The organism is Nonomuraea sp. bgisy101, assembly GCF_057708945.1.
In genome coordinates this window covers 209,960-229,714 of sequence record NZ_JBYITD010000002.1, presented here as the reverse complement: position 1 = coordinate 229,714, position 19,755 = coordinate 209,960, and the positions used below count along the sequence as shown (strand labels likewise).

Below are 19,755 nucleotides of genomic sequence, written 5' to 3'. Positions count from 1 at the left end.
CACTCCAAACCAGCACACAGGTCCGCAACCGCTCCGTTATCGACATCAAGCGCGTCTGTGACCTGAGAGCAGGTTCGGGGCGCCTGACCTGCAGCTTATGAGCGGGCATCGGACCCACCAAGCGGTCATTACCCAACTTTGCCGTAAGTCAAGATCTTGCCGTCAAGCCGGAGATTTCGTTGGATGGCTAGAAATTTCACATACCACCTGGAGCACCCCCCATGCGCATCCGGAGGACGATCGCGGTCCCGCTGGCCGCCGTGCTGATCGCGGCGGCGGGCGCGAACCCCGCCTTATCCGAGACAGGACCGACCCAGCCCATCTACTCCAGGGCCGACGCCATCAAGCAGACCGTCTTCGTCGAAGTCGCGGGCGTCGACAGCGACCGCGACGGCCAGAACGACAGAGTAGCGGCCGACTTCCTGCGGCCGAAGGAAACCGCCACCGGACTCAAGGTCCCGATCATCATGGAGTCGAGCCCCTACTACGCGGGCATCGACGGCAGTGTCCCCAACCACAAGGTCGACGTCGACGAGAACGGCAACCCGCTCCCCGGCATCCGTGCCGCCGAGACCAAGGCCGCGGTCGAGACCTTCCCCGGCTACTACGACAACTACTTCGTCCCCCGCGGCTACGCCGTGGCCAGAGTCGAGAGCCTCGGCAGCGGCCGCTCCACCGGCTGCCCCACCACGGGCGACGCCCAGGAGACCGCGGGCCCCAAGGCCGTCATCGACTGGCTGAACGGCAGGGCCAAGGGCTTCGACGCCGCGGGCAACCCCGTCACCGCCTCGTGGTCCACGGGCAACGTCGGCATGATCGGCGTCTCCTACAACGGCACGCTGCCCAACCAGGTGGCCGCCACCGGCGTCGAGGGGCTCAAGACGATCGTGCCCATCGCCGCCATCTCCTCCTGGTACGACTACTACCGCGCCAACGGCGGCGTCCTCGCGCCGGGCGGCTACCAGGGCGAGGACGCCGACGTCATGGCGAAAGCCGTACTGACCAGGGCCGGCAAGGAGATCTGCGCGCCCGTGATGGACGAGTTCACCGCCGCCCAGGACCGCATCACCGGCGACTACAGCGACTTCTGGGCCGCGCGCGACTTCCTCGTCAACGTCGACAAGGTCAAGGCCAGCGTCTTCCTCGTCCACGGGCTCAACGACTGGAACGTCAAGACCAAGCAGGCCGCGCAGTGGTGGCAGGCGCTGGCCGAACGGCACGTCCCCCGTAAGATCTGGCTGCACCAGGGCGCGCACGCCGACCCCTTCAATGTCAGGACCGTCGAGTGGCTGCGACAGCTCCACCTGTGGTTCGACCACTGGCTCTACGGGATCGACACGGGCATCATGCGTGAGCCGCAGGCCGATGTGGAGATCGGGCCTGGGCAGTGGAACCAGCACGCCGCCTGGCCGCTGCCCGGCGCGCTTCCCGTACGGCTCTGGCTGGGCTCCTCCGCCAGGCTGGGCCTGCTCCCCCGGCCACTGTCAGGCCGTGAGTCCTACGTCGACCAGAACACCCGCACCGCGGAGCAACTCGTCGAGTCGGCGCCCGCCGCGGACCCCAACAGGCTCGCCTACCTGACCGGCCCCCTGTCGACCGACGTCAGGATCTCCGGCACGCCCAAGGTCTCGGTGCGGGCGTCGTTCAGGGACGGGGCCTCGCCGTACCTGACCGCGCTGCTGGTCGACTACGGCACCGACACCAGAGCCAACGGGCGGCTGGTGAACACCGGGCAGCAGTACTGCTACGGAGAGGCGGTGCCTGGCGAGACCGGATGCACGTCCATCTACCGGCACGGAACGGTCGAGGCACCCTACAAGATCGTCTCGCGGGGATGGCTGGACGTCCGGAACCGGCACCGCGCCGACAGGACGGACCCGATCCGCGCAGGCAAGGCCTACACCTTCCGCTGGGACTTCCAGCCGCAGGACTACCTGTTCAAGAAGGGGCACAAGATCGGGCTCGTGCTGACGTCGACGGACTACGACTTCACGCTGCGGTACCCGGCGGGAACGAAGGTGGAGCTCTCACCCGGGGCCTCGTCGCTGGAGCTGCCGGTCGTCTTCGGCCGCCTCTCCTAGCCGAGCGGCCTTCCCTGTACGGCGAGCGGCTCCCGGCCGCTCGCCGTATCGGTGCACGGGCGGACCACCCGCCGTCGCCGGTGCAGGACGGCGTCGGAGCAGACACCGTCGGCAGGGAACTCTACGTCGGCGAACGGGCCATCCAGTGCCCTCCGGCACGCGACCCGGGCCCCGAGCCCGTCAGATGAGCTCGACGACCGTCTGCTCGGCCACCTGTCCAGGACGGTGTCCCTCCCACAGGGCGGTCAACGCGGTCGCCGCCATGAAGCGCACCCCGCTCCCGATCGCGCTCTCGTCGACGTCGAAGGTGCCCTGGTGGATGTCGTACTCGAGCCCGCCGGGCGAGCGCGTGCCGAGCCTGGCGAACGCGCCGGGGATCGACTCGAGGTACCAGGCGAAGTCCTCACCGCCCAGCGACTGCTGCGTGGGAACGACCGCGCCGGTTCCGAGAGCCCGCTCGGCCGCCTCGGCCAGCATCTGGACGCTCTCCTCGTCGTTGACGACCGGCGGGACGCCTCGCGTGTAGTCCATGGTGGCCTCGACGCCGTACGCGCCCGCGACCGACTCCAGCAGCGCCTTGATCAGGTCGGGCGCGGCGTGCCAGGCCGACTCGTCGAGGCAGCGGACGGTGCCCTCGGCGATGCCGTCGTCGGGGATGGCGTTGGCGGCGGAGCCCGCCTCGACGCGGCCCCACACCAGCGAGAGTGACGAGCGGGGGTCGACCCTGCGGGAGAGCGCGGCCGGCAGCTCGGTGAGGATCTTGGCGAGGGCGAAGACGAGGTCGGCGGTCAGGTGGGGCCTGGCGGTGTGGCCGCCAGGGCCGCTGACGCGGATGGCGAGCTTGTCGCAGGCGGAGGTGATGGGACCGGCCTTGAGACCGACCTGGCCGACGTCGACGCGCGGGTCGCAGTGGAGGCCGAAGATGCGGTCGACACCGCTGATGCCGCCGTGGGCCATGACTTCGAGCGCGCCGCCCGGCAGTTCCTCGGCGGGCTGGAACAGCAGGCGCACCCGCCCGGGCAGCAGGCCTTCGGCGGCCTGGCGGGCGAGGAAGAGCGAGGTGCCGAGCAGGATCGTGGTGTGGACGTCGTGCCCGCAGGCGTGGCAGACGCCCTGGACGGTCGACCGGTACGACACGTCCTTCTCGTCGGGAAGGGCGAGCGCGTCGATGTCGGCGCGGAGCGCGATCGTGGGCCCGTCACCGCTGCCGACCTCGCAGATCAGACCGGTGCCTCGCGGCAGCACGGACGGGTTGAGACCCGCGGCGGCGAGCCGGTCGACGATCTTCTGGGTCGTGCGGTACTCGGCGAAGGCGAGCTCTGGGTGCATGTGCAGGTCGCGGCGGAAGGCCACCAGATCCTGCTCGTGCTCCGCCAGGAACGCGTCGAGTTCCCCCCGCAGCTCACGTCCCCGCATTAGTCACCGTCCCGTCACGTGCGACAGCGCCGTCGCACGGCTCAATACGCCGTTTCCTCCAGCGATCACGCGATTCAGCCGCCCGGTCGGGGAAGCTGCCCGGTGAAGCAAATGCCACACACCCGAGCGATGAGCGGGATTGGCCGTAAGCCCGATGGCGATGCCATCGACTTTATCTCCCCTGCCGACCTTCTCGCGGACACCTACACCAAAAGTTGGGCTGAGGCATGCCCGTAACCGCAGGTCGTCACGTTGGGTGAGGGCTCACCTGGTCCGGAAATAGTCACATCGGATCAGTAAATTGTCACCCGTTGTGGCCACTGCCAAACGTTGACGCCGTCCCAAATCCTGTCACCTTATGTCCTGGTGATCACACTGCTGCGATGCATGCCAATGAGAAGAATGCGTGTTTCACTCGCTATATGATCACTAATATCCCGTTCGGGGGGAAGCATGCACGCTTGAGCATCTTCGAGCCGAGCGAGGGGACCCTGGTGGTCGTGCCCTCGCTCTCCCTGCCGCAGGATGAGCTCCGCCGCATCAAGGCAGCAAGGTGTTACGAGGAGCGCCTGCTCTTCCTCCTGCTGACCCTGCGCGCGCCGGGGATCTCGGTGGTCTACCTCTCCTCGATGCCGATCGATCAGGAGATCGTCGACTACTACTTCAGCTTCCTTCCCGATCCGGACGACGCGGCCAGGCGGCTGCACCTGATCACGGTGAACGACCCGGACAGCCAGCCGCTGACCAGGACCCTGCTCGACCGACCCGAGGTGATCGACCGGGTACGGAGCGTCATCGGGGACGACGCGTGGCTGGTGCCGTTCGTCATGAGCGACCTGGAGGAGCAGCTCGCCGCGTCACTCAACGTCCCCATCTACGGACCGGCCATGTCGCTGGCCCACTACGGCTCGAAGAGCGGGGCCCGCGAGGTCGGCACGGAGGCGGGCGTGCCGATGGCGCGCGGTTTCGGCGACCTGTACACGATGGCGCAGATCGAGGACGCCGTGCTGTCGCTGCCCGGCGAGCGCGTCATGGTCAAGCTGAACGACGGCTACTCGGGCCTCGGCAACGCGATCGTGCCCAAGGACGACTGGACGCGCACCGAGTTCTCCGCCGGCGCGGACGAGACCTGGGCGGGCTTCGCCGCCAAGCTCGCCGAGCGGGGCGGCGTGGTCGAGGAGTTCATCGAGCACCGGCCGCTCTACTACCCCAGCGCGCTGGCCAGGATCACCCCCGGCGGCCACTACGACGTGGTCGCCACCCACGACCAGGTGCTCGACGGCCCGGTCTACCAGGGCTGCACCTTCCCCGCCAGGTCCGAGTACCGCCAGGAGGTCAGTGCCTCCGCCACGAAGATCGCCAAACTGCTGGCGGAGCGGGGCGTGGTCGGCCTGTTCGGCATGGACTTCTTCGCGATGAAGACCGACGCGGGCTACGCGGCGCTGCTGTGCGAGGTGAACCTGCGCATCGGCGGCACCACCCACCCGTTCGGCGCGGCGCTGCTCACCACAGACGCCGTCTACGACCCCGCCACGGGGTTACTGATGTGCGGGAACCAGCCGAAGTACTACACCGCCACCGACAACTGCTCGGCGGGCTGCCTGCGCGGCTACACGCCCGGCCAGGTGGTGCGGATGGTCGAACGGCTGGGGCTCGGCTTCGACCGGCGCCGCCGTACGGGGAACGTGCTGCACCTGCTCGGCGCCATCCCCGAGCACGGGAAGCTGGGCTTCACCACCATCGGCGACTCCCGCGAGGAGGCCGAGGAACTGCACAGGCTCACCCGTCAGGCGCTCTGCGGCGGCTGACCGACTCCACGGGCGGGCGCGCCGGATCGAGGGCCCACGTGGTCCTCGCGCCCGCCTCACATCCGGCCTGGACCCCGGGCATCAGCGGCCCTTGTCAACCTTTCTGCCGGACGGCGCCTCTGTAGCCGCGCCAGCCGATCAGGGCGAGCACCACGCCCAGGACCACGTTCACGGCGATGAGTATGCCGTGCACCACGTAGAAGCTGGTCGGATGCCCGTCGGCGAGGTTGAATCCAAGATTGATCCACTCGAACACCATGAACGCGCCAATGATGATCAGGAATCCGGCGATCTTTCGTGACATGCCCATCTCTCTGGTTCTTGGCGGGTAGTGACGCCTCATGCGCTATGTCACGAAGCTACGCTGAGGTCGCTATGGGGACGAAACTGGTGCCGGTCGCGGCACTTCTCGCCGCGGTCGTTCTGGCCACAGGCCCTGCCTTGGCCGAACCGCCCGCCGCCGAAGGCCCGCTGGGCGGCGACCGACTGGCCGGCAGGGGCCTGATCGTGCCCAAGGGCGTGAAGGCACCGCCGAAGACGAAGGCCACCTCCTTCGTCATCGCAGACGCCGAGACAGGACAGGTGCTCGCCGCCAAGAACCCCCACGGCCGCTACCTGCCCGCGAGCACGCTCAAGACGCTCACCGCGCTCGCGCTCATCCCCAAGCTCGACAGGAACCTCAAGGTCAAGCCCAGCAGGACGGCCGTCAACCAGGAGGGCAGCGCGGTGGGCCTGTCCACCAAGCCCATCTACAAGGTCGACGACCTGTTCAAGGCGCTCATGCTCACCTCGGGCAACGACGCGGCGATGGCGCTGGCCGAGGCGAACGGCGGGCTCTCGACGACGCTCGCCGACATGAACTCCGAGGCCAAGCGCCTGCAGGCCAACGACACGGTGGCCAAGACGCCCAGCGGCCTGGACAAGCCAGGACAGAGCAGCTCGGCCTACGACCTGGCGCTGATAGCCCGCGCGGGCCTGGCCAACCCCGAGTTCCGCAGGTACGTCAGCCTCAAGACCTCGCGCTTCCCCGCGCCCAAGGGCTACTACGAGATCGGCAACCACAACAAGCTCCTGTGGCGGTACAAGGGCATGGTCGGCGTCAAGAACGGCTGGACCTCCAAGGCCCTCGGAAGCTTCGTCGGCGCGGCCACCCGCGACGGGCACACGATCATCGTGACGATCATGCGGCACGACGGCTACTTCTGGGAGGAGGTCGAGCATCTGCTCGACTGGGGCTTCGCCATGCGCGGCAAGTCCACCCCCGTGGGCACGCTGGTGGACCCGCTGCCCGCGCAGCCGGTGACGAAGCAGGTGCAGGCGCCGGCCGTGCCCGCCGCTCCCGCCGCCGCGCCGGCGCAGGGCGCCGGTTCGGAGCCCGGGACGAGCCGCGCGATCGGCGCCCTCGCGATCGGCGCGGGCGTGCTCGGCGGCGCGGGGTGGCTGTTCTACGGCATGCGCAGGCGCAGGACCGCCCGCGAATCATCGCGTACGGCAGGCCGCCGATAGCCCACCGCGGTCACCGCTGACCGCCCGTCCATCACGCCGCTCCAGCCGGACTCCGGCGCGCCGCCGTCACGTCGCCCGCTTGACTCCGGTATGCCACCGTCACGTCCTCCGGTCAGCCGGACTCCGGTATGCCGCCGTCACATCCACCGGTCCAACCGGACTCCGGTGTGCCGCCGTCGCGTCGCCCGCTTCAGTAACCCAGCGGGAGGCTTCCGTCGGAGGGCACCGGAGTCGGGTCGGGCGGCGGGTGCAAGCCGGCGGTCGCGGTCCACGCTGCCACGTAGAGCGTCAGCCGCGCCGAGAAGTTGATCCACAGCAGCAACCCCGCGGTCACGGCGAACGTCCCGTACACGGGGTTGCTCAGCGTGCCCGCCAACAGCAGCGTCGCCACCTGCTTCAGCGCGCCGAACCCGATCGCGCCGAGCAAAGCCCCCCTGGCCAGGACCTTGAACGGCTGGGCCGTCCTGGCCACCCAGCCCAGGACGATGAGGAACAGCACCCAGTCGGCGCCCACGCTGGCCGCGATGCCGACCACGGCCAGCGTGAACGTGGCGCCCGCCGACGCCTCCACGCCGAGGAACCTCGCCACGGTCGTCGTCGCCTGGGTGGCGAAGCCGCCGACCAGTGTCGAGATGACGAGCGTGACCCCGAGCATGAGCAGCGTGGCCAGGTCGCGAGCCTTGCCGACGACGAAGTTGGGCGGTGGCGCGGCCGTCATCGACATCTCGCGCAACGCGCCGCGCAGGGCGTCGATCGCGCCGAGCCCCGCGTACAGCAGACCGACCAGACCGATCACCCCGGCGCTCGTCCGGGCCTGCGCGATCCCTTCCAGGTTGATGAGGTCGGCAAGGCCGGGAAGCTGCTCGGAGATGGACTTCTCCAGCGCGTCGCGGAGTTCGGTCCGCTCCTGGAGGATGTAGCCGAACACCGCGAAGGCCAGCGCGATGATGGGGAAGAGCGACAGGAACGCGTAGTAGGTGACAGCGCCGGCCAGCCGGTCACCGCTCTGCATCTGGTATCGCTGCACCGTCCTGATCAGGTGGTCGACCGCGTGCCATCGCACCCTGGCTCGTGTGGTCGTCCGGCGACTCCATTCCTTGACCGCGCCGATCCGGTCGACCCATGTGCTCATGACGAATGCTTCTACCCGATGTGGCCCTGATACAGCCAGCAACCCGGGCTCTTGCCGCCCGAATCCTGACGCCTCCCGACACTCCCCACCCGGCCCAGGTGGGTGCCGTGTCCGAAGCCGGAGGCGCGGGTGTCAGGCCGTGACCACGCGAGGTGTCCGGTTCCCGCACCCGAGGCGGCGGGGGCACATGGTGATCACACGATCTCCCCGCCCTCGATGCCGGGGCGCGGGTGTCACACGGACGCCAGGCGGCCTGCACGCTTCAGGACACGCCCCGACACCATCACGGTGTCGACCGCGCTGGTGTCCGCGTTGAGCACCACCGCGCCGATCACGTCCTGCGCACCGGCCATCGAGGGCGTGTCGGTCCGCAGGAGCTGCAGGTCGGCCTGCTTGCCGACACGCAGCGATCCGGTGACGTCCGCGAGCCCGACCACCTCGGCCCCCTCGATCGTCGCCATCCGCAGCGCGTCACGGGTGGTGAACCCCAGTCCCGCGCCCTCGGGCCTGCCCCGCTCCAGGGCGTGGGCGGTCCGCATCATCCCGAACATGTCGCCGGGGCCGCTGGTCACCGCGTCGGCGCTGAACGAGGCGGGGATGCCGAACTCCCTCGCCCTGCCGGTGACGGGGTATCCGATCGCCAGCGCCATCTCGCTGAACGGCGAGACCGACACGCTGCCGCCGCTGTCCGCGATCCGCTTGAGGTGCTCGTCGGTGTAGTAGTTGGCGTGGATGTAGGTGGTACGTGGGCCGCCCATGAAGCCGTGCGCGTCGAGGAAGGCCAGGCCGCGTTCGGCGCTCTCGGCCCCGTGGCCGCCCATGTGGACGCTCACCGTGAGGTCGAGCTCCTGGGCGAGCCGCCATTCGCCCGCCGCCCGTGCGAGGTCGCCGAATTCGGGGCCGAAGGCGGCGACTGCCATGCTCACCAGGTCTCCGGTGAGCGCCTCGCGGACCCGCCGCCCCTCGGGCGCCATCTGGTCCTGGTCCGTTCCGCCGTAACAGAAGCCGAAGACGGCCCTGATGCCGGAGGCGGTGAGCGCGTCCACGGCGGCGTCGGTGTGCTCCGGCGTGAACTGCACGTGCGACCAGTCGAGCATGGTCGTGATGCCACCGTCCAGGCATTCGCGCGCGCCTGCCGCGATCCCCTCGTGGACGTCGCCGGGGCCGAAGCGCGGCCCCAGCTCGCCGAGCACGTGTTCCACGTAGCCGCCCAGCGTGGTGTCGGGGGCGACGGCCCTGATCGTCGACTGCCAGGTGTGCCGATGGCTGTCGACGAACCCCGGCAGCACGATCATGCCGGTCGCGTCGATCTCCGCGACCCCCTCCGCGGTCAGGTCGGGCCCGACCGCCGCGATCCTTCCCTCCCTGACGAGCACGTCGACCTCGCCGAGCACGACGGGCTGCGGCTCGGTGTCGATGACGACGCCGTTCTTGATGATCCATGAATTACTCATACGAAAAGCTTAGAGAGAAGCTTTTCGAAAAGCAATATGACTGCGAGTATCCTCGGACCGTGAACCAGGACGAGGTCGATGGGCTGGTGCCCCGCTGGCGGGAGGCAGGGCTCGCGGAGTCGCTCATCGCCAGCCTGGAGCTGAGCAAGCGGATGTCCCGCCTCAACGGGCTGTTCGAGCAGGCGGTGAAGGCCGAACTGGCCGAGCTCGGGCTGACCTACGCGGAGTTCGACGTGCTCGCCGCGCTGGCCCGCACCGGCCCCCCGCATCGGCTGAAGCCGAGCGAGCTGGCCCGCGCGCTGTTCCTGACCTCGGGTGGCACGAGCAACGTCCTGCAGCGGCTGGCCGCCGCCGGATATGTCGAGCGTGAGGACAATCCGGGCGACGCCCGCAGCCGCTGGGTCCAGCTCACCTCCGAAGGGCTGCGCGTGGCGAACCTGGCCCTCGAAGGCTCGAGCCGTGCCCACACCGAGGCGATGGCCGGCGTCCCTGAGACCACGCTGCGCCACGCGGCCGACGCCCTGCGCGAGCTGACCCTCGCCCTGGGCCGCCGCGCCCGCTGACCTCTGCCCCGGCCCCTCTCACCGTTGCCACCGGCAGGCGAGCGTCTCACGTGAGAGGCGGGCGCCGGAGCGGCGGTCCCGGGGAACGGCGAAGGCCCTCACGACGGTGGTGACCGTACGGGAGGGCCTTGGACGGTGATGATCAGAAGGCGCGCGGCAGGAAGCCCACCCGGTCGCGCACCTGCTCCATGGTCTCCCTGGCCACCGCGCCCGCGCGCTCGGCCCCGATGGCCAGCAGCCGGTCGAGCTCGGCCTCGTCCGCCAGCAGCTTCTCGGTGCGCTCGCGAATCGGCGTGAACGCCTCGACGACCACCTCGGCGACGTCCTTCTTGAACGTCCCGTACCCCTGCCCCTCGTAGCGGGCCACGAGCTCGGGGATCGGCGTGCCCGACAGCGCGGACTGGATGCGCAGCAGGTTGGAGATGCCCGGCTTGTTCTCCTCGTCGAACAGCACCTCGGACCCGGTGTCGGTGACCGCGCGCATGACCTTCTTGCGCAGCGGCCCCGGCTGCTCGAGCACGTCGAGGATGCCCGCGGGGGACGAGGACGACTTCGACATCTTCGCGGACGGGTCCTGAAGGTCGGTGATTTTCTCGACCTCCTTGAGGATGTGCGGCGCGGGGAGGGTGAAGGTGTCGCCGAAGCGGTGGTTGAAGCGCTGCGCGAGGTCGCGGGTCAGCTCCAGGTGCTGCTTCTGGTCGGCGCCGACCGGCACGCTGTTGGCCTGGTAGAGCAGGATGTCGGCGGCCTGGAGGATCGGGTAGGTGAACAGGCCGACGCTGGCCGCGTTCTCGCCGAACTTGGCCGACTTGTCCTTGAACTGCGTCATGCGGGCGGCTTCACCCATGCCGGTGAGGCAGATCAGCACCCACGCCAGCTCACTGTGCTCGCGCACGTGTGACTGGACGAAGACCGTGGAGCGCTCGGGGTCGAGCCCCGCGGCGAACAGCTGCGCGGCGGCCACACGGGTGCGACGGCGCAGGTCGGCGGGCTCGGTGGGCACGGTGATCGCGTGCAGGTCGACCACGCAGTAGAACGCGTCGTGCGTCTCCTGCAACGTCACCCACTGGCGGACCGCACCCAGGTAGTTGCCCAGGTGGAAAGAGTCCGCGGTGGGCTGGATGCCGGAGAGTACGCGAGGTCTGGCCATAGCCCGCAATTGTGTCAGGAATCCGGCTCGGGCGGCGACTCGATCAGCGGACGGCGTTTCACCCTGATGCGGGAGATCCGCCTGCCGTCGAGCTCGGTGACCGTGAACTCGAAGCCGGGTACCTCCACCCGTTCGCCGACCGTGGCCAGATGGCCGAGTCCGGCCATCATGAAGCCGCCGAGCGTCTCGTAGGGACCGTCGGGGAGCCTGATGCCGGTCTGGGCGGCGAAGTCGTTGAGGTTGGTCAGCCCGTCGACCTCTATCTCGCCCGCGGGGAGCAGGACGGGGTCCTCCTCGACGTCGTACTCGTCCCTGATGTCGCCGACGAGCTCCTCGACCAGGTCCTCCATCGTGACGATGCCCGCCGTCCCGCCGTACTCGTCGACGACGATCGCCAGGTGGTGCCCTTCGTCGCGCATCTCCGACAGCGTGGTGAGCACCCGTTTGGAGGCGGGCACGAGCTTGATGGGCCTGATGGGCACGAGCTGGCTGATCGGCTCGATCCGGCCGGTGAGCACGGGGTCGAGCAGGTCCCTGACGTGGACGAATCCGAGGATCTCGTCGTAGGAGGAGCGGTAGACGGGGAAGCGGGAGTGCGGCAGCGCGGCGACCAGCACCGCGGCCTCGGCCAGCGGCGTGTCCGCCTCCATGAACTCCACCTCGGTGCGCGGCAGCATCACCTCGCGAAGCTGCCGCTTGCCCGCGGAGAACACCTCGCCGATGAGGTGCCGTTCGTCGGCGGTCAGCTCGGCGTGGCCGACGACCATGTCGCGCAGTTCCTCGGTGGTCATCTCCTCGCGGTCGGCCTCGGGGTTGCCGCCGAGCAGTTTGACGACGCCGTCGGTGGACTTCGACAGGGCCCAGATGATCGGCCGCGACAGACTGGCCAGCCGGTCGAGGAAGGGCGCGACGAACAGCGAGAGCCCTTCGGCGCGCTGCCTGGCCAGGCGCTTGGGCGCCAGCTCGCCGAGCACGAGGGAGAGGTAGGAGATGGCGAGCGTCACCAGGACCAGCGCGGTCGGCTCGGCGAAGCCTCCGGGTAGACCCCAGCGCACCAGGGTAGGTTCGAGTTCGCCGGCCAGTCGGTCGGCGCCGAAGGCGGCCGAGAGCATGGTCGCGACCGTGACGCCGATCTGGACGGCCGACAGGAAACGATTCGGGTCCTGGGCCAGCTTCGCGACTCTGGCGCCTCTGCGTCCTCGCTGCTCAAGCTTGCGGATCTGGCTTTCCCGCAGGGAGACCATGGCCATCTCGGCCGCCGCGAAGAAGCCGCCGATCAGGATGAAGAGCAGGACGATGGCGATATTGGCGGCAACGCTGTTCAACGCAGGTGCTTTCGACGTAGTGGTCTGCCAGCGTACCTGGCCGGATGGTAAGGGCCGAGTATGCTAGAGCCGTACAAAATCAAACACGAATCAACAGAGGTGAACATGAGGCTGCTCGTCACGGGAGGCGCCGGGTACATCGGCAGCGTCGTCGCCGCCCAGCTCGTCGAGGCGGGGCACGAGGTGACGGTGCTGGACGACCTGTCGACGGGGCACGCCGACGCCGTCCCCGCCGGGGCCAGGTTCGTCGACCGGCCGATCACCGAGCCGGGCGACGCGCTCGAAGGGGTCGAGGGCGTGCTCCACTTCGCGGCCAAGTCGCTGGTCGGCGAGTCGGTCGACAAGCCGGGGCTCTACTGGGCCAACAATCTCGGCGGCACGCTGGCACTGCTGGAGGCCATGCGGGCCGAGGGCGTGCGCAGGATCGTCTTCTCCTCCACGGCGGCGACGTACGGCGAGCCCGAGCGCTCCCCCATCCTGGAGACCGACCCGACCCGCCCGACCAACCCGTACGGCGCGTCCAAACTGGCCGTCGACACCGCGTTGACCGCCTACGCGGGCCTGCACGGCCTCGGCGCGGTCAGCCTGCGCTACTTCAACGTGGCGGGCGCCTACACCGCCCCCGACGGCCGCGTCTACCGCGAGCGCCACGCCGTCGAGACGCATCTCATCCCCAACGTTCTCAAGGTCGCCACCGGCGAGCGGGATTCCGTCAGCGTGTTCGGCACCGACTACCCGACGCCCGACGGCACCTGCGTGCGTGACTACATCCACGTCGCCGACCTGGCCCGTGCCCACCTGCTCGCCCTCGAGGCGACCACGCCGGGCGAGCACAGGATCTACAACCTGGGCAGCGGCACGGGGTTCTCCGTCCAGGAGGTGATCGAGGTCTGCCGCGAGGTGACGGGCCACCCGATCCCCGCCGTGGTCGGGCCGCGCCGCGCGGGCGACCCCGCCGTGCTCGTCGCCTCCTCCGACAAGATCCAGCACGAGCTGGGGTGGAAGGCCGAACGCGCCGCGATTCGCGACATCGTGGCGGATGCCTGGAATGCCGTCACCCGGTAAGCGAAAATATGCTGAGATAGCGAAATGTGAGGACCTTTTCACAGAAGGTGCTGTTCGCTCTCGCGATCCTTCTCTGCAGCAGCGTGACCGCCGCCGGGGTGGTGTTCGCCACGACCGAGCCCACCTCGGCGACGCAGCAGGCACCCACCTGCACGCCCAAAGACAGCTAAATAGGGACGACCGATAATCTTTCGGTCGTGATCCTCCCCGAACGCGGACCCGTGCGCTCCCTCGCCTTCTCGGTCCTGCTGCGTGCCACGGGTCGAGGCCTGTTCATCACCGTCAGCGTCATCTTCTTCCTCAGTTCGGTGGGCCTGTCGGCCACGCAGGTCGGGGCCGGCATGACGATCGCGGGCGTCGTCAGCCTCGCCGCGGGACTCCCGTCAGGACGCCTGTGCGACGTCCTCGGCCCGCGCGCGGTCTCCATCGCCTTCGCCGCGTTCGGCGGCCTCGCCATCCTCGGCTACGCCTTCGTGGACTCCTTCTGGGGCTTCGCGGTCGTCGCCGCGCTGGCCAAGTTCGCCGACGCGGGAGACAGCGTCGCCCGTGCCACGCTCGTCGGCGGCATCGCGCCCCCCGGCGAGCGCGTTCGGGTCCGCGCCTACATCCGGGCGGTCACCAACGTCGGCTGGTCCATCGGCGGCCTGGCCGCCGGCGTGGCCCTGGCCGTCGACACCAGGCCCGCCTACCTCGCCATGGTGTACGGCTGCGCGGCCTGCTACCTCGGCGCGGGCGCGCTGACCCTGCGCGTCCCCCGCGTCGCCCCCGCCCCGCACACCGCCGGGGGCGGCCCGACGTGGATCGTCCTGCGCGACCGCCCCTACGTCGTCCTGGCCCTGCTGAACATGGTGCTCGTCATGCACCTGTCGCTGCTCACCACGATCATCCCGATGTGGATCAAGCACATCGGCGCGCCGGGCGTGATGGTCGCCGCCATCGGACTGATCAACACCATCACCGTCACCCTCCTCCAGGTGCGGCTCAGCCGCGGCACCGGCGAGATCGCCGGCGCCGCCCGCGCCCAGCGCAGGGCGGGCGCGCTCCTGCTGCTGGCCTGCGTGCTGTTCGCGATCGCGGCAGGACAGCCGTTGTGGGCCATGCTCGCCGCCCTGGTCGGCGGCGCGCTCCTCCACGTGTTCGGCGAGCTCCTGCAGTCGGCGGGCTCGTGGGGCCTGTCCTACGAGCTGGCCCCCTCGCACGCCCTCGGCCAGTACCAGGGCCTCTACAACACCGGCTGGCAGGCCGCCGAGGTCGTCGCACCCGTCCTGCTCACCACCGTCGTCATCGGCTGGGGCTGGCCCGGATGGCTGCTCGTCGGCGCGCTGTTCCTGGGGGCGGGCCTGGCCGTCCCGCCCGCCGCCCGCTGGGCCGCCAGGAGCAGGTCAGCGTACGGCGACGCGCAGGTCGGCCTCGTTGTCGGCAGGACGGCGGTCACCGAAGCGTGACGACCGGACGGCGCCCTTGACGTTCACCACGTCCCGCGAGGTGCTGAAGAACAGCTCGAAGCGCACCCTGTCACCAGAGCCCACCTTGGCCGGCTCGCACACCACCAGACCGGCCCTCCGCCTGCATGCCGCATCGCCCGCGACCCGCACGCCATCCCCCGCGCCGGCCTGACTCGTGCCGCGTCCGCTCTCACCCGCACCACGGCCGCTCTCCCCCGCGCCGCGTCCACTCTCCCCCATGCCGCGTCCACTCTCACCCGCACCACGGCCGCTCTCCCCCGCGCCGCGTCCACTCTCCCCCATGCCGCGTCCGCTCTCACCCGCACCACGGCCGCTCTCGCCCGCGCCGCGTCCGCTCTCACCGGCGTCGAGGCGTTCGTCGCGCCCGGCGTTCCCTTCGTCGTCCACGGGAGCCGGGCTCGCCGGGGTCTGCGCCCCCGCCAGGTTCCCCACACCGCCCGCGCTGCCTCCCGCGAGCAGGTGCGCCCCGTCCGCCCTGATCTCGACGCGGGCGTCACGGACGACGTGCGGTCCCCTGTTGTTCACCGTCGCGGCCAGCACGAAGCCGCCGCGCGCCTGCCTCGCCCTGAGCCGCAGGCCGAGGTCCGCGCCGGAGTCGACGGTGGTGGTGAGGGTCGCCCTGTTGTCGGTGTCGTCGACATCCGCCCGCTGGGCCGACATGCTCGCCACCAGCCGCAGCGGGCCCGCCGTGCCGCGCCGCACCAGCCCGGTGATCGTCACCCCGCCCGAGCCGCCCGCCGCCACGTTCTCGGCCGAGGGACAGACCACCTCCCTGAGTGTGCGGCCAGGACGGCACGTGGCCACGTCCACCCCCACGACGTCGACACCGTCGGGGACGACCACCTTGAGAACGGGCTGCACGGCGTCACCTGGGCCCGCGTTGTCGACGTCGACCCGGTAGACGATCGGCTGTCCCGGCCGGGCCACCGAAGGGCTGGCCGACACCTTCACGGACAGGTCCGCCTGACCCGGCGCCGCGTTCGCCGACGCCGGTACCGAACCGCTCAACACGACCACGGCCGCCGAAACGGCGACCGTTCTCCTCGCCACGCAACCCACGCCCACCGCGCCCCCTTCGACGGCCACCCATTCTTCCCTGGCGACCTGCGCGAACCCGCTGAGCGACACGCTCCAGCACCGACCCGCCGAACGACGCGGCCCCCACCCGAACCCGCTGAGCCACACGCTCCTACCCAGACCGCCGAACGACGCGCCCCCTGCCCGAACCCGCCGGGCGACACGCTCCTACCCAGACCGCCGAACGACGCGCCCCCTGCCCGAACCCGCCGGGCGACACCTCCCGTCTAAACCGCTGGACGAGGGGCCGCTGCGGGATTCCGGGGTGCGGATCGTCGCAGAACGGGCCGGGCGCGTGGGACAGCCGGACGCATCGTTCGAGGGGCGGGGCGACGTGACGGCGGGCGGCCGGAGTCCTGCTGGAGTGCGCGTGAAAGACAGACGGCCACCGGTGACCCCGGTGGCCGTGACCCTGCCTTGCCGTACTGGATGATCAGATCAGCTGGATGATCAGATCAGCCCGAGCTCGCGGACCGCGTCGCGCTCCTCGACGAGCTCGGCGACGGAGGCGTCGATGCGCTCGCGCGAGAAGGCGTCGATCTCCAGGCCCTGGATGATCTCCCAGCGCCCACCGGCCGAGCGGACGGGGAACGACGAGATGAGCCCCTCCGGCACCCCGTACGAGCCGTCCGACGGGATCGCCGCGGAGGTCCACTCCGTGCCGTTCACCCAGTCGTAGACGTGGTCGACGGCCGCGTTGGCCGCCGACGCGGCGGAGGAGGCGCCACGGGCCTCGATGATCGCCGCGCCGCGCTTGGCGACGGTCGGGATGAAGGCCTCGCGCAGCCACTCGGAGTCGACCTGCTCGGCGGCGATCTTCCCGCCGACCTCGGCGTGGAACAGGTCGGGGTACTGCGTCGCGGAGTGGTTGCCCCAGATGGTCATCTTCTGGATCTCGGTGACCGGGACCTGCAGCTTGGCGGCCAGCTGGGACAGGGCGCGGTTGTGGTCGAGGCGGGTCATCGCGGTGAACCGCTCGGCGGGGACGTCCGGCGCGTTCTGCTGGGCGATGAGCGCGTTGGTGTTGGCCGGGTTGCCGACCACCAGGACCTTGATGTCGTCGGCGGCGTGGTCGTTGATCGCCTTGCCCTGCGGGCCGAAGATGCCGCCGTTGGCGCCGAGCAGGTCGCCGCGCTCCATGCCCGCCTTGCGGGGCATGGCCCCCACAAGGAGGGCGACGTTGGCGCCGTCGAAGGCGACGTTCGGGTCGTCGGTGATCTCGATGCCGGACAGCAGCGGGAAGGCGCAGTCGTCGAGCTCCATCGCGGTGCCCTCGGCCGCCTTCACCGCCTGCGGGATCTCCAGCAGGCTCAGCTTGACCGGAACGTCGGCGCCGAGCAGCTGGCCCGAGGCGATGCGGAACAGCAGGGCATAACCGATCTGTCCGGCGGCTCCGGTGACGGTTACCTTGACGGGCGCGGCCATGGCCTTCCCCTAACTCAGAAGAATCTAATCGTGACTTCTGGATGTTACTCGCTCGTCATCGACAGGATTCCATCACGGGTACCTTCAGGTCCGCCCGGAAGTCGACGTTGGGGAAGTGAGTGGCCACGAGCTGCCCGATCGTGTTGCTCGCGATCATCTCGGAGATCGCTCCCTTGACCGCCTCGCACGTGCGCGCGTCGCCCCGCTTGATGCCGACGGCGTAGCGCTCGTCGCTCAGCGTGGCGCCGAGGATCCGGTAGCGGGCGTTCTCCCTGTTGGCGAATCCCGCGAGGATCAGGTCGTCCCCCGCCACCGCGTCGACCTTGCCCGTGGACAGCATCCTGATGCAGTCGGCGTAGTTGGACGCGCTGACGGTGACCATGTCGACCATCTTCTGCACCTTGCGGACCGCCGAGCTGCGCTGGTCGCACAGCTTCAGGCCCTTGAGGTCGGCCGGCTTGGAGATGTCGGTGTCCCCGTCGCGGACCAGCAGGGCCTGGTGGGCCAGGACGTAAGGCCCGGCGAACTGCACGTCGCTGTCGTCGATCGAGTAGGTGGCCACGATCAGGTCGACCTCGCCCTTGGCCAGCGCCTCCGCCCGCTGGGACGGCGGGACGATGACGAAGGTGATGCCGCTCTCGGCGACGCGGAGCTCCTTCGCGATGCGCTTGGCGATGTCGATGTCGAAGCCGGAGAACCCGCCGTCGCGGCTGTGGTAGCCGACGCCGGGGACGTCGCCTCTGACACCGATCGTGAGCTTGCCCGTGGTCGCCGCCTTGTCGACGATCGACTCGCTCGCGGCCGAGGGCTCGGGGCTCCGCTCGCTGACCAGCGCCATGGGCCAGCCGTACTGGAGGGCGGCGAGCGCGAGCGCGACGACGAGCAGCACGGCCACCGCCAGCGCCACCCACGGCGTCACCGATCTGCGCCGCTTCGCGGGAGGAGTCGTCGCGGGCGGCACGAGGTACTGGGCCGACGGCAGGCCCTGCACCGGCTGGTCGGGCGGCATGGTGTGGACGGGGGCGGGCGGCCGGGTCGGCTGCTGGGTGTGCGGCCGGCCTCCGGACAGCGCGGGGAACCCGGCGTAAGCCGACTCCCCCGAGGCCGTCGAACCCGTCGAACCCCCGGAAGCGGGAAGGCCCCCGGAAGTGGGAATGCCTCCGGAAACGGGAAGGCCCCCGGAGGCGGAAAGGCCTCCGGAAGGGCCTCCTGAGGTGCCCGTGGTGGCGGGACGGCCCTGCGCCATGCCCGTGGGGAGCCGCGCCATCGGCGTCGTGTCGTCGCTGGCGATCTTCACGCCCTGGCTGAGAACCGCCGTGGACGCGCCGGCCGTACGCGGAGGGTGACCGAGCAGCCGCAGCAGGATCTCGTCGGCCGAGGGCCGCTCCCTCGGGTCCTTGGTCAGCGCCGCGCCCGCCACCCCGCGCAGCGGCTCCGGCAGCGCGCTGACGTCGACCACGTGGTTGAGGATGCGGTTCAGCACGACCGCGATCGAGTTGCCCTCGAAGACGGTCACGCCTGTCGCGGCGTAGGCGATCGTGGCCCCCCACGCGAACACGTCGGTGTAGGGCCCGATGTCGTCGCCCGCGATCTGCTCGGGCGCCATGTAGGCGGGCGTGCCGATGGCCCTGCTGGTGATCGTCCCCGTGGAGTCGATGATGCGGGCGATCCCGAAGTCGACCACCCTCGGCCCGTCGGCCGCGATGAGCACGTTGTCCGGCTTGAAGTCGCGGTGGATGATCGAGGCCTGGTGGATGGCGGTGAGCGCGGTGGCCGTGCCGATCGCCAGCCGCTCCAGCGCCTGGCCCGACAGCGGCCCGTCGCGCTCCACGACGTCCCTGAGCGAGAGCCCGTCGATGTACTCGCTGGCGATGTAGGGGGTGTTGCCCTCGAGGTCGGCCTCGATCACCCGTGCCGTGCAGAACGAGGCCACACGCTGGGCCGCCTTCAGCTCCCTGGCGAAGCGCGACCTGGCGGTCGTGTCGCCGCTGAACTTCACGTGCAGCAGCTTGATCGCCGCACGCTCTCCCTGGTTGTCGGCCCCCAGGTAGACGATCCCCTGACCGCCCTCCCCGATGCGCCCGGACAGCGTGAACGAGCCCAGCTGGCTGGGATCGCCCGCTGTCAACGGCGCGATCTGCGGCATGCGTCATCCCCACGTTGGCTTCGCCTGACGACGCAAACTTTACGACGCTCAGGAACCCCCCAGGGAACCGTTAACCGTTCGTGACGTCACAGTTCGTGACTTCGGGGGGCACGGACCACACCACGCCGGCCCCTGTGTCAT

At 70.0% G+C, this 19,755-nt stretch carries 16 protein-coding genes; 7 read left to right on the top strand and 9 right to left on the bottom strand.

Annotated features, from left to right (window positions below; translation table 11 throughout):
• Positions 1 to 221: 221 nt before the first annotated feature.
• Positions 222 to 2,081, top strand: a complete 1,860-nt coding sequence (locus tag AC3EO4_RS04630) for a Xaa-Pro dipeptidyl-peptidase (protein WP_431893943.1) — start codon at positions 222 to 224, stop codon at positions 2,079 to 2,081.
• 180 nt (positions 2,082 to 2,261) lie between these two features.
• On the opposite strand, the gene AC3EO4_RS04625 is transcribed toward AC3EO4_RS04630, so the two are convergent.
• Positions 2,262 to 3,497, bottom strand: coding sequence for a M20 family metallopeptidase (locus AC3EO4_RS04625; RefSeq protein ID WP_379570918.1), 1,236 nt, complete (start codon positions 3,495 to 3,497; stop codon positions 2,262 to 2,264).
• Positions 3,498 to 3,958: 461 nt separating this feature from the next.
• Here AC3EO4_RS04625 and AC3EO4_RS04620 point away from each other — a divergent pair, with 461 nt between their 5' ends.
• Complete coding sequence (locus tag AC3EO4_RS04620) at positions 3,959 to 5,305, top strand: peptide ligase PGM1-related protein (RefSeq protein ID WP_379570916.1); 1,347 nt, start codon at positions 3,959 to 3,961, stop codon at positions 5,303 to 5,305.
• Between the two features lie 94 nt (positions 5,306 to 5,399).
• On the opposite strand, the gene AC3EO4_RS04615 is transcribed toward AC3EO4_RS04620, so the two are convergent.
• The gene (locus AC3EO4_RS04615; RefSeq protein ID WP_431893942.1) at positions 5,400 to 5,609 is read right to left on the bottom strand and encodes an SCO4848 family membrane protein; all 210 of its coding nucleotides are present in this window, start codon (positions 5,607 to 5,609) and stop codon (positions 5,400 to 5,402) included.
• A gap of 71 nt (positions 5,610 to 5,680) precedes the next feature.
• Between AC3EO4_RS04615 and AC3EO4_RS04610 the strand changes: the two genes are divergently transcribed.
• Entirely contained in the window at positions 5,681 to 6,811 is a 1,131-nt protein-coding gene (locus AC3EO4_RS04610) for a D-alanyl-D-alanine carboxypeptidase family protein (RefSeq protein WP_431893940.1), read from the top strand.
• A 190-nt stretch (positions 6,812 to 7,001) separates the two neighbouring features.
• Here the strand turns inward: AC3EO4_RS04610 and AC3EO4_RS04605 are convergent, their stop codons facing one another.
• Together AC3EO4_RS04605 and AC3EO4_RS04600 are read right to left on the bottom strand one after the other, a co-directional pair.
• On the bottom strand, positions 7,002 to 7,943 hold the full coding sequence (locus tag AC3EO4_RS04605; protein ID WP_431893938.1) for a YihY/virulence factor BrkB family protein: 942 nt from the start codon (positions 7,941 to 7,943) through the stop codon (positions 7,002 to 7,004).
• Between the two features lie 233 nt (positions 7,944 to 8,176).
• A complete protein-coding gene (locus tag AC3EO4_RS04600; RefSeq protein ID WP_431893936.1) occupies positions 8,177 to 9,397 on the bottom strand; it encodes an amidohydrolase family protein in 1,221 nt (406 codons plus the stop codon).
• Positions 9,398 to 9,456: 59 nt separating this feature from the next.
• On the opposite strand from AC3EO4_RS04600, the gene AC3EO4_RS04595 reads away from it, so the two are divergent.
• Complete coding sequence (locus tag AC3EO4_RS04595; RefSeq protein WP_379570906.1) at positions 9,457 to 9,960, top strand: MarR family winged helix-turn-helix transcriptional regulator; 504 nt, start codon at positions 9,457 to 9,459, stop codon at positions 9,958 to 9,960.
• 142 nt (positions 9,961 to 10,102) lie between these two features.
• Here AC3EO4_RS04595 and trpS read toward each other — a convergent pair whose 3' ends face one another.
• Together trpS and AC3EO4_RS04585 are read right to left on the bottom strand one after the other, a co-directional pair.
• Positions 10,103 to 11,110, bottom strand: coding sequence for a tryptophan--tRNA ligase (gene trpS, locus AC3EO4_RS04590; RefSeq protein WP_379570904.1), 1,008 nt, complete (start codon positions 11,108 to 11,110; stop codon positions 10,103 to 10,105).
• Between the two features lie 14 nt (positions 11,111 to 11,124).
• Positions 11,125 to 12,435 (bottom strand): hemolysin family protein, encoded by a 1,311-nt coding sequence (locus AC3EO4_RS04585; RefSeq protein ID WP_379570902.1) that lies wholly within the window; start codon positions 12,433 to 12,435, stop codon positions 11,125 to 11,127.
• Positions 12,436 to 12,540: 105 nt separating this feature from the next.
• Between AC3EO4_RS04585 and galE the strand changes: the two genes are divergently transcribed.
• From galE to AC3EO4_RS04570, 3 genes are read left to right on the top strand one after another with little or no spacing between them, the layout of a single operon-like run.
• Entirely contained in the window at positions 12,541 to 13,500 is a 960-nt protein-coding gene (gene galE, locus AC3EO4_RS04580) for a UDP-glucose 4-epimerase GalE (RefSeq protein WP_379570900.1), read from the top strand.
• A 26-nt stretch (positions 13,501 to 13,526) separates the two neighbouring features.
• Positions 13,527 to 13,670, top strand: a complete 144-nt coding sequence (locus AC3EO4_RS04575) for a hypothetical protein (protein ID WP_379570898.1) — start codon at positions 13,527 to 13,529, stop codon at positions 13,668 to 13,670.
• Between the two features lie 27 nt (positions 13,671 to 13,697).
• The gene (locus AC3EO4_RS04570; protein ID WP_431893934.1) at positions 13,698 to 14,945 is read left to right on the top strand and encodes an MFS transporter; all 1,248 of its coding nucleotides are present in this window, start codon (positions 13,698 to 13,700) and stop codon (positions 14,943 to 14,945) included.
• On the opposite strand, the gene AC3EO4_RS04565 is transcribed toward AC3EO4_RS04570, so the two are convergent.
• The 3 genes from AC3EO4_RS04565 to AC3EO4_RS04555 form a co-directional block, all read right to left on the bottom strand.
• Positions 14,883 to 16,094: a COG1361 family protein gene (locus AC3EO4_RS04565; protein ID WP_379570894.1), complete on the bottom strand. Its 1,212-nt coding sequence runs from the start codon at positions 16,092 to 16,094 to the stop codon at positions 14,883 to 14,885. The two genes, AC3EO4_RS04570 and AC3EO4_RS04565, sit on opposite strands and share 63 nt — an antisense overlap.
• A 399-nt stretch (positions 16,095 to 16,493) precedes the next feature.
• Positions 16,494 to 17,468, bottom strand: a complete 975-nt coding sequence (locus AC3EO4_RS04560; protein WP_431893932.1) for a malate dehydrogenase — start codon at positions 17,466 to 17,468, stop codon at positions 16,494 to 16,496.
• 55 nt (positions 17,469 to 17,523) lie between these two features.
• A complete protein-coding gene (locus tag AC3EO4_RS04555) occupies positions 17,524 to 19,614 on the bottom strand; it encodes a serine/threonine-protein kinase (RefSeq protein ID WP_431893930.1) in 2,091 nt (696 codons plus the stop codon).
• Positions 19,615 to 19,755 lie beyond the last annotated feature (141 nt).

Bases quoted from the DNA above. Each gene is read 5' to 3' on its own strand.
- AC3EO4_RS04630 (WP_431893943.1), top strand. From the start codon at position 222: ATGCGCATCCGGAGGACGATCGCGGTCCCGCTGGCCGCCGTGCTGATC.
- AC3EO4_RS04625 (WP_379570918.1), bottom strand. From the start codon at position 3,497: ATGCGGGGACGTGAGCTGCGGGGGGAACTCGACGCGTTCCTGGCGGAG.
- AC3EO4_RS04615 (WP_431893942.1), bottom strand. From the start codon at position 5,609: ATGTCACGAAAGATCGCCGGATTCCTGATCATCATTGGCGCGTTCATG.
- AC3EO4_RS04610 (WP_431893940.1), top strand. From the start codon at position 5,681: ATGGGGACGAAACTGGTGCCGGTCGCGGCACTTCTCGCCGCGGTCGTT.
- AC3EO4_RS04605 (WP_431893938.1), bottom strand. From the start codon at position 7,943: ATGAGCACATGGGTCGACCGGATCGGCGCGGTCAAGGAATGGAGTCGC.
- AC3EO4_RS04600 (WP_431893936.1), bottom strand. From the start codon at position 9,397: ATGAGTAATTCATGGATCATCAAGAACGGCGTCGTCATCGACACCGAG.
- trpS (WP_379570904.1), bottom strand. From the start codon at position 11,110: ATGGCCAGACCTCGCGTACTCTCCGGCATCCAGCCCACCGCGGACTCT.
- galE (WP_379570900.1), top strand. From the start codon at position 12,541: ATGAGGCTGCTCGTCACGGGAGGCGCCGGGTACATCGGCAGCGTCGTC.
- AC3EO4_RS04560 (WP_431893932.1), bottom strand. From the start codon at position 17,468: ATGGCCGCGCCCGTCAAGGTAACCGTCACCGGAGCCGCCGGACAGATC.
- AC3EO4_RS04555 (WP_431893930.1), bottom strand. From the start codon at position 19,614: ATGCCGCAGATCGCGCCGTTGACAGCGGGCGATCCCAGCCAGCTGGGC.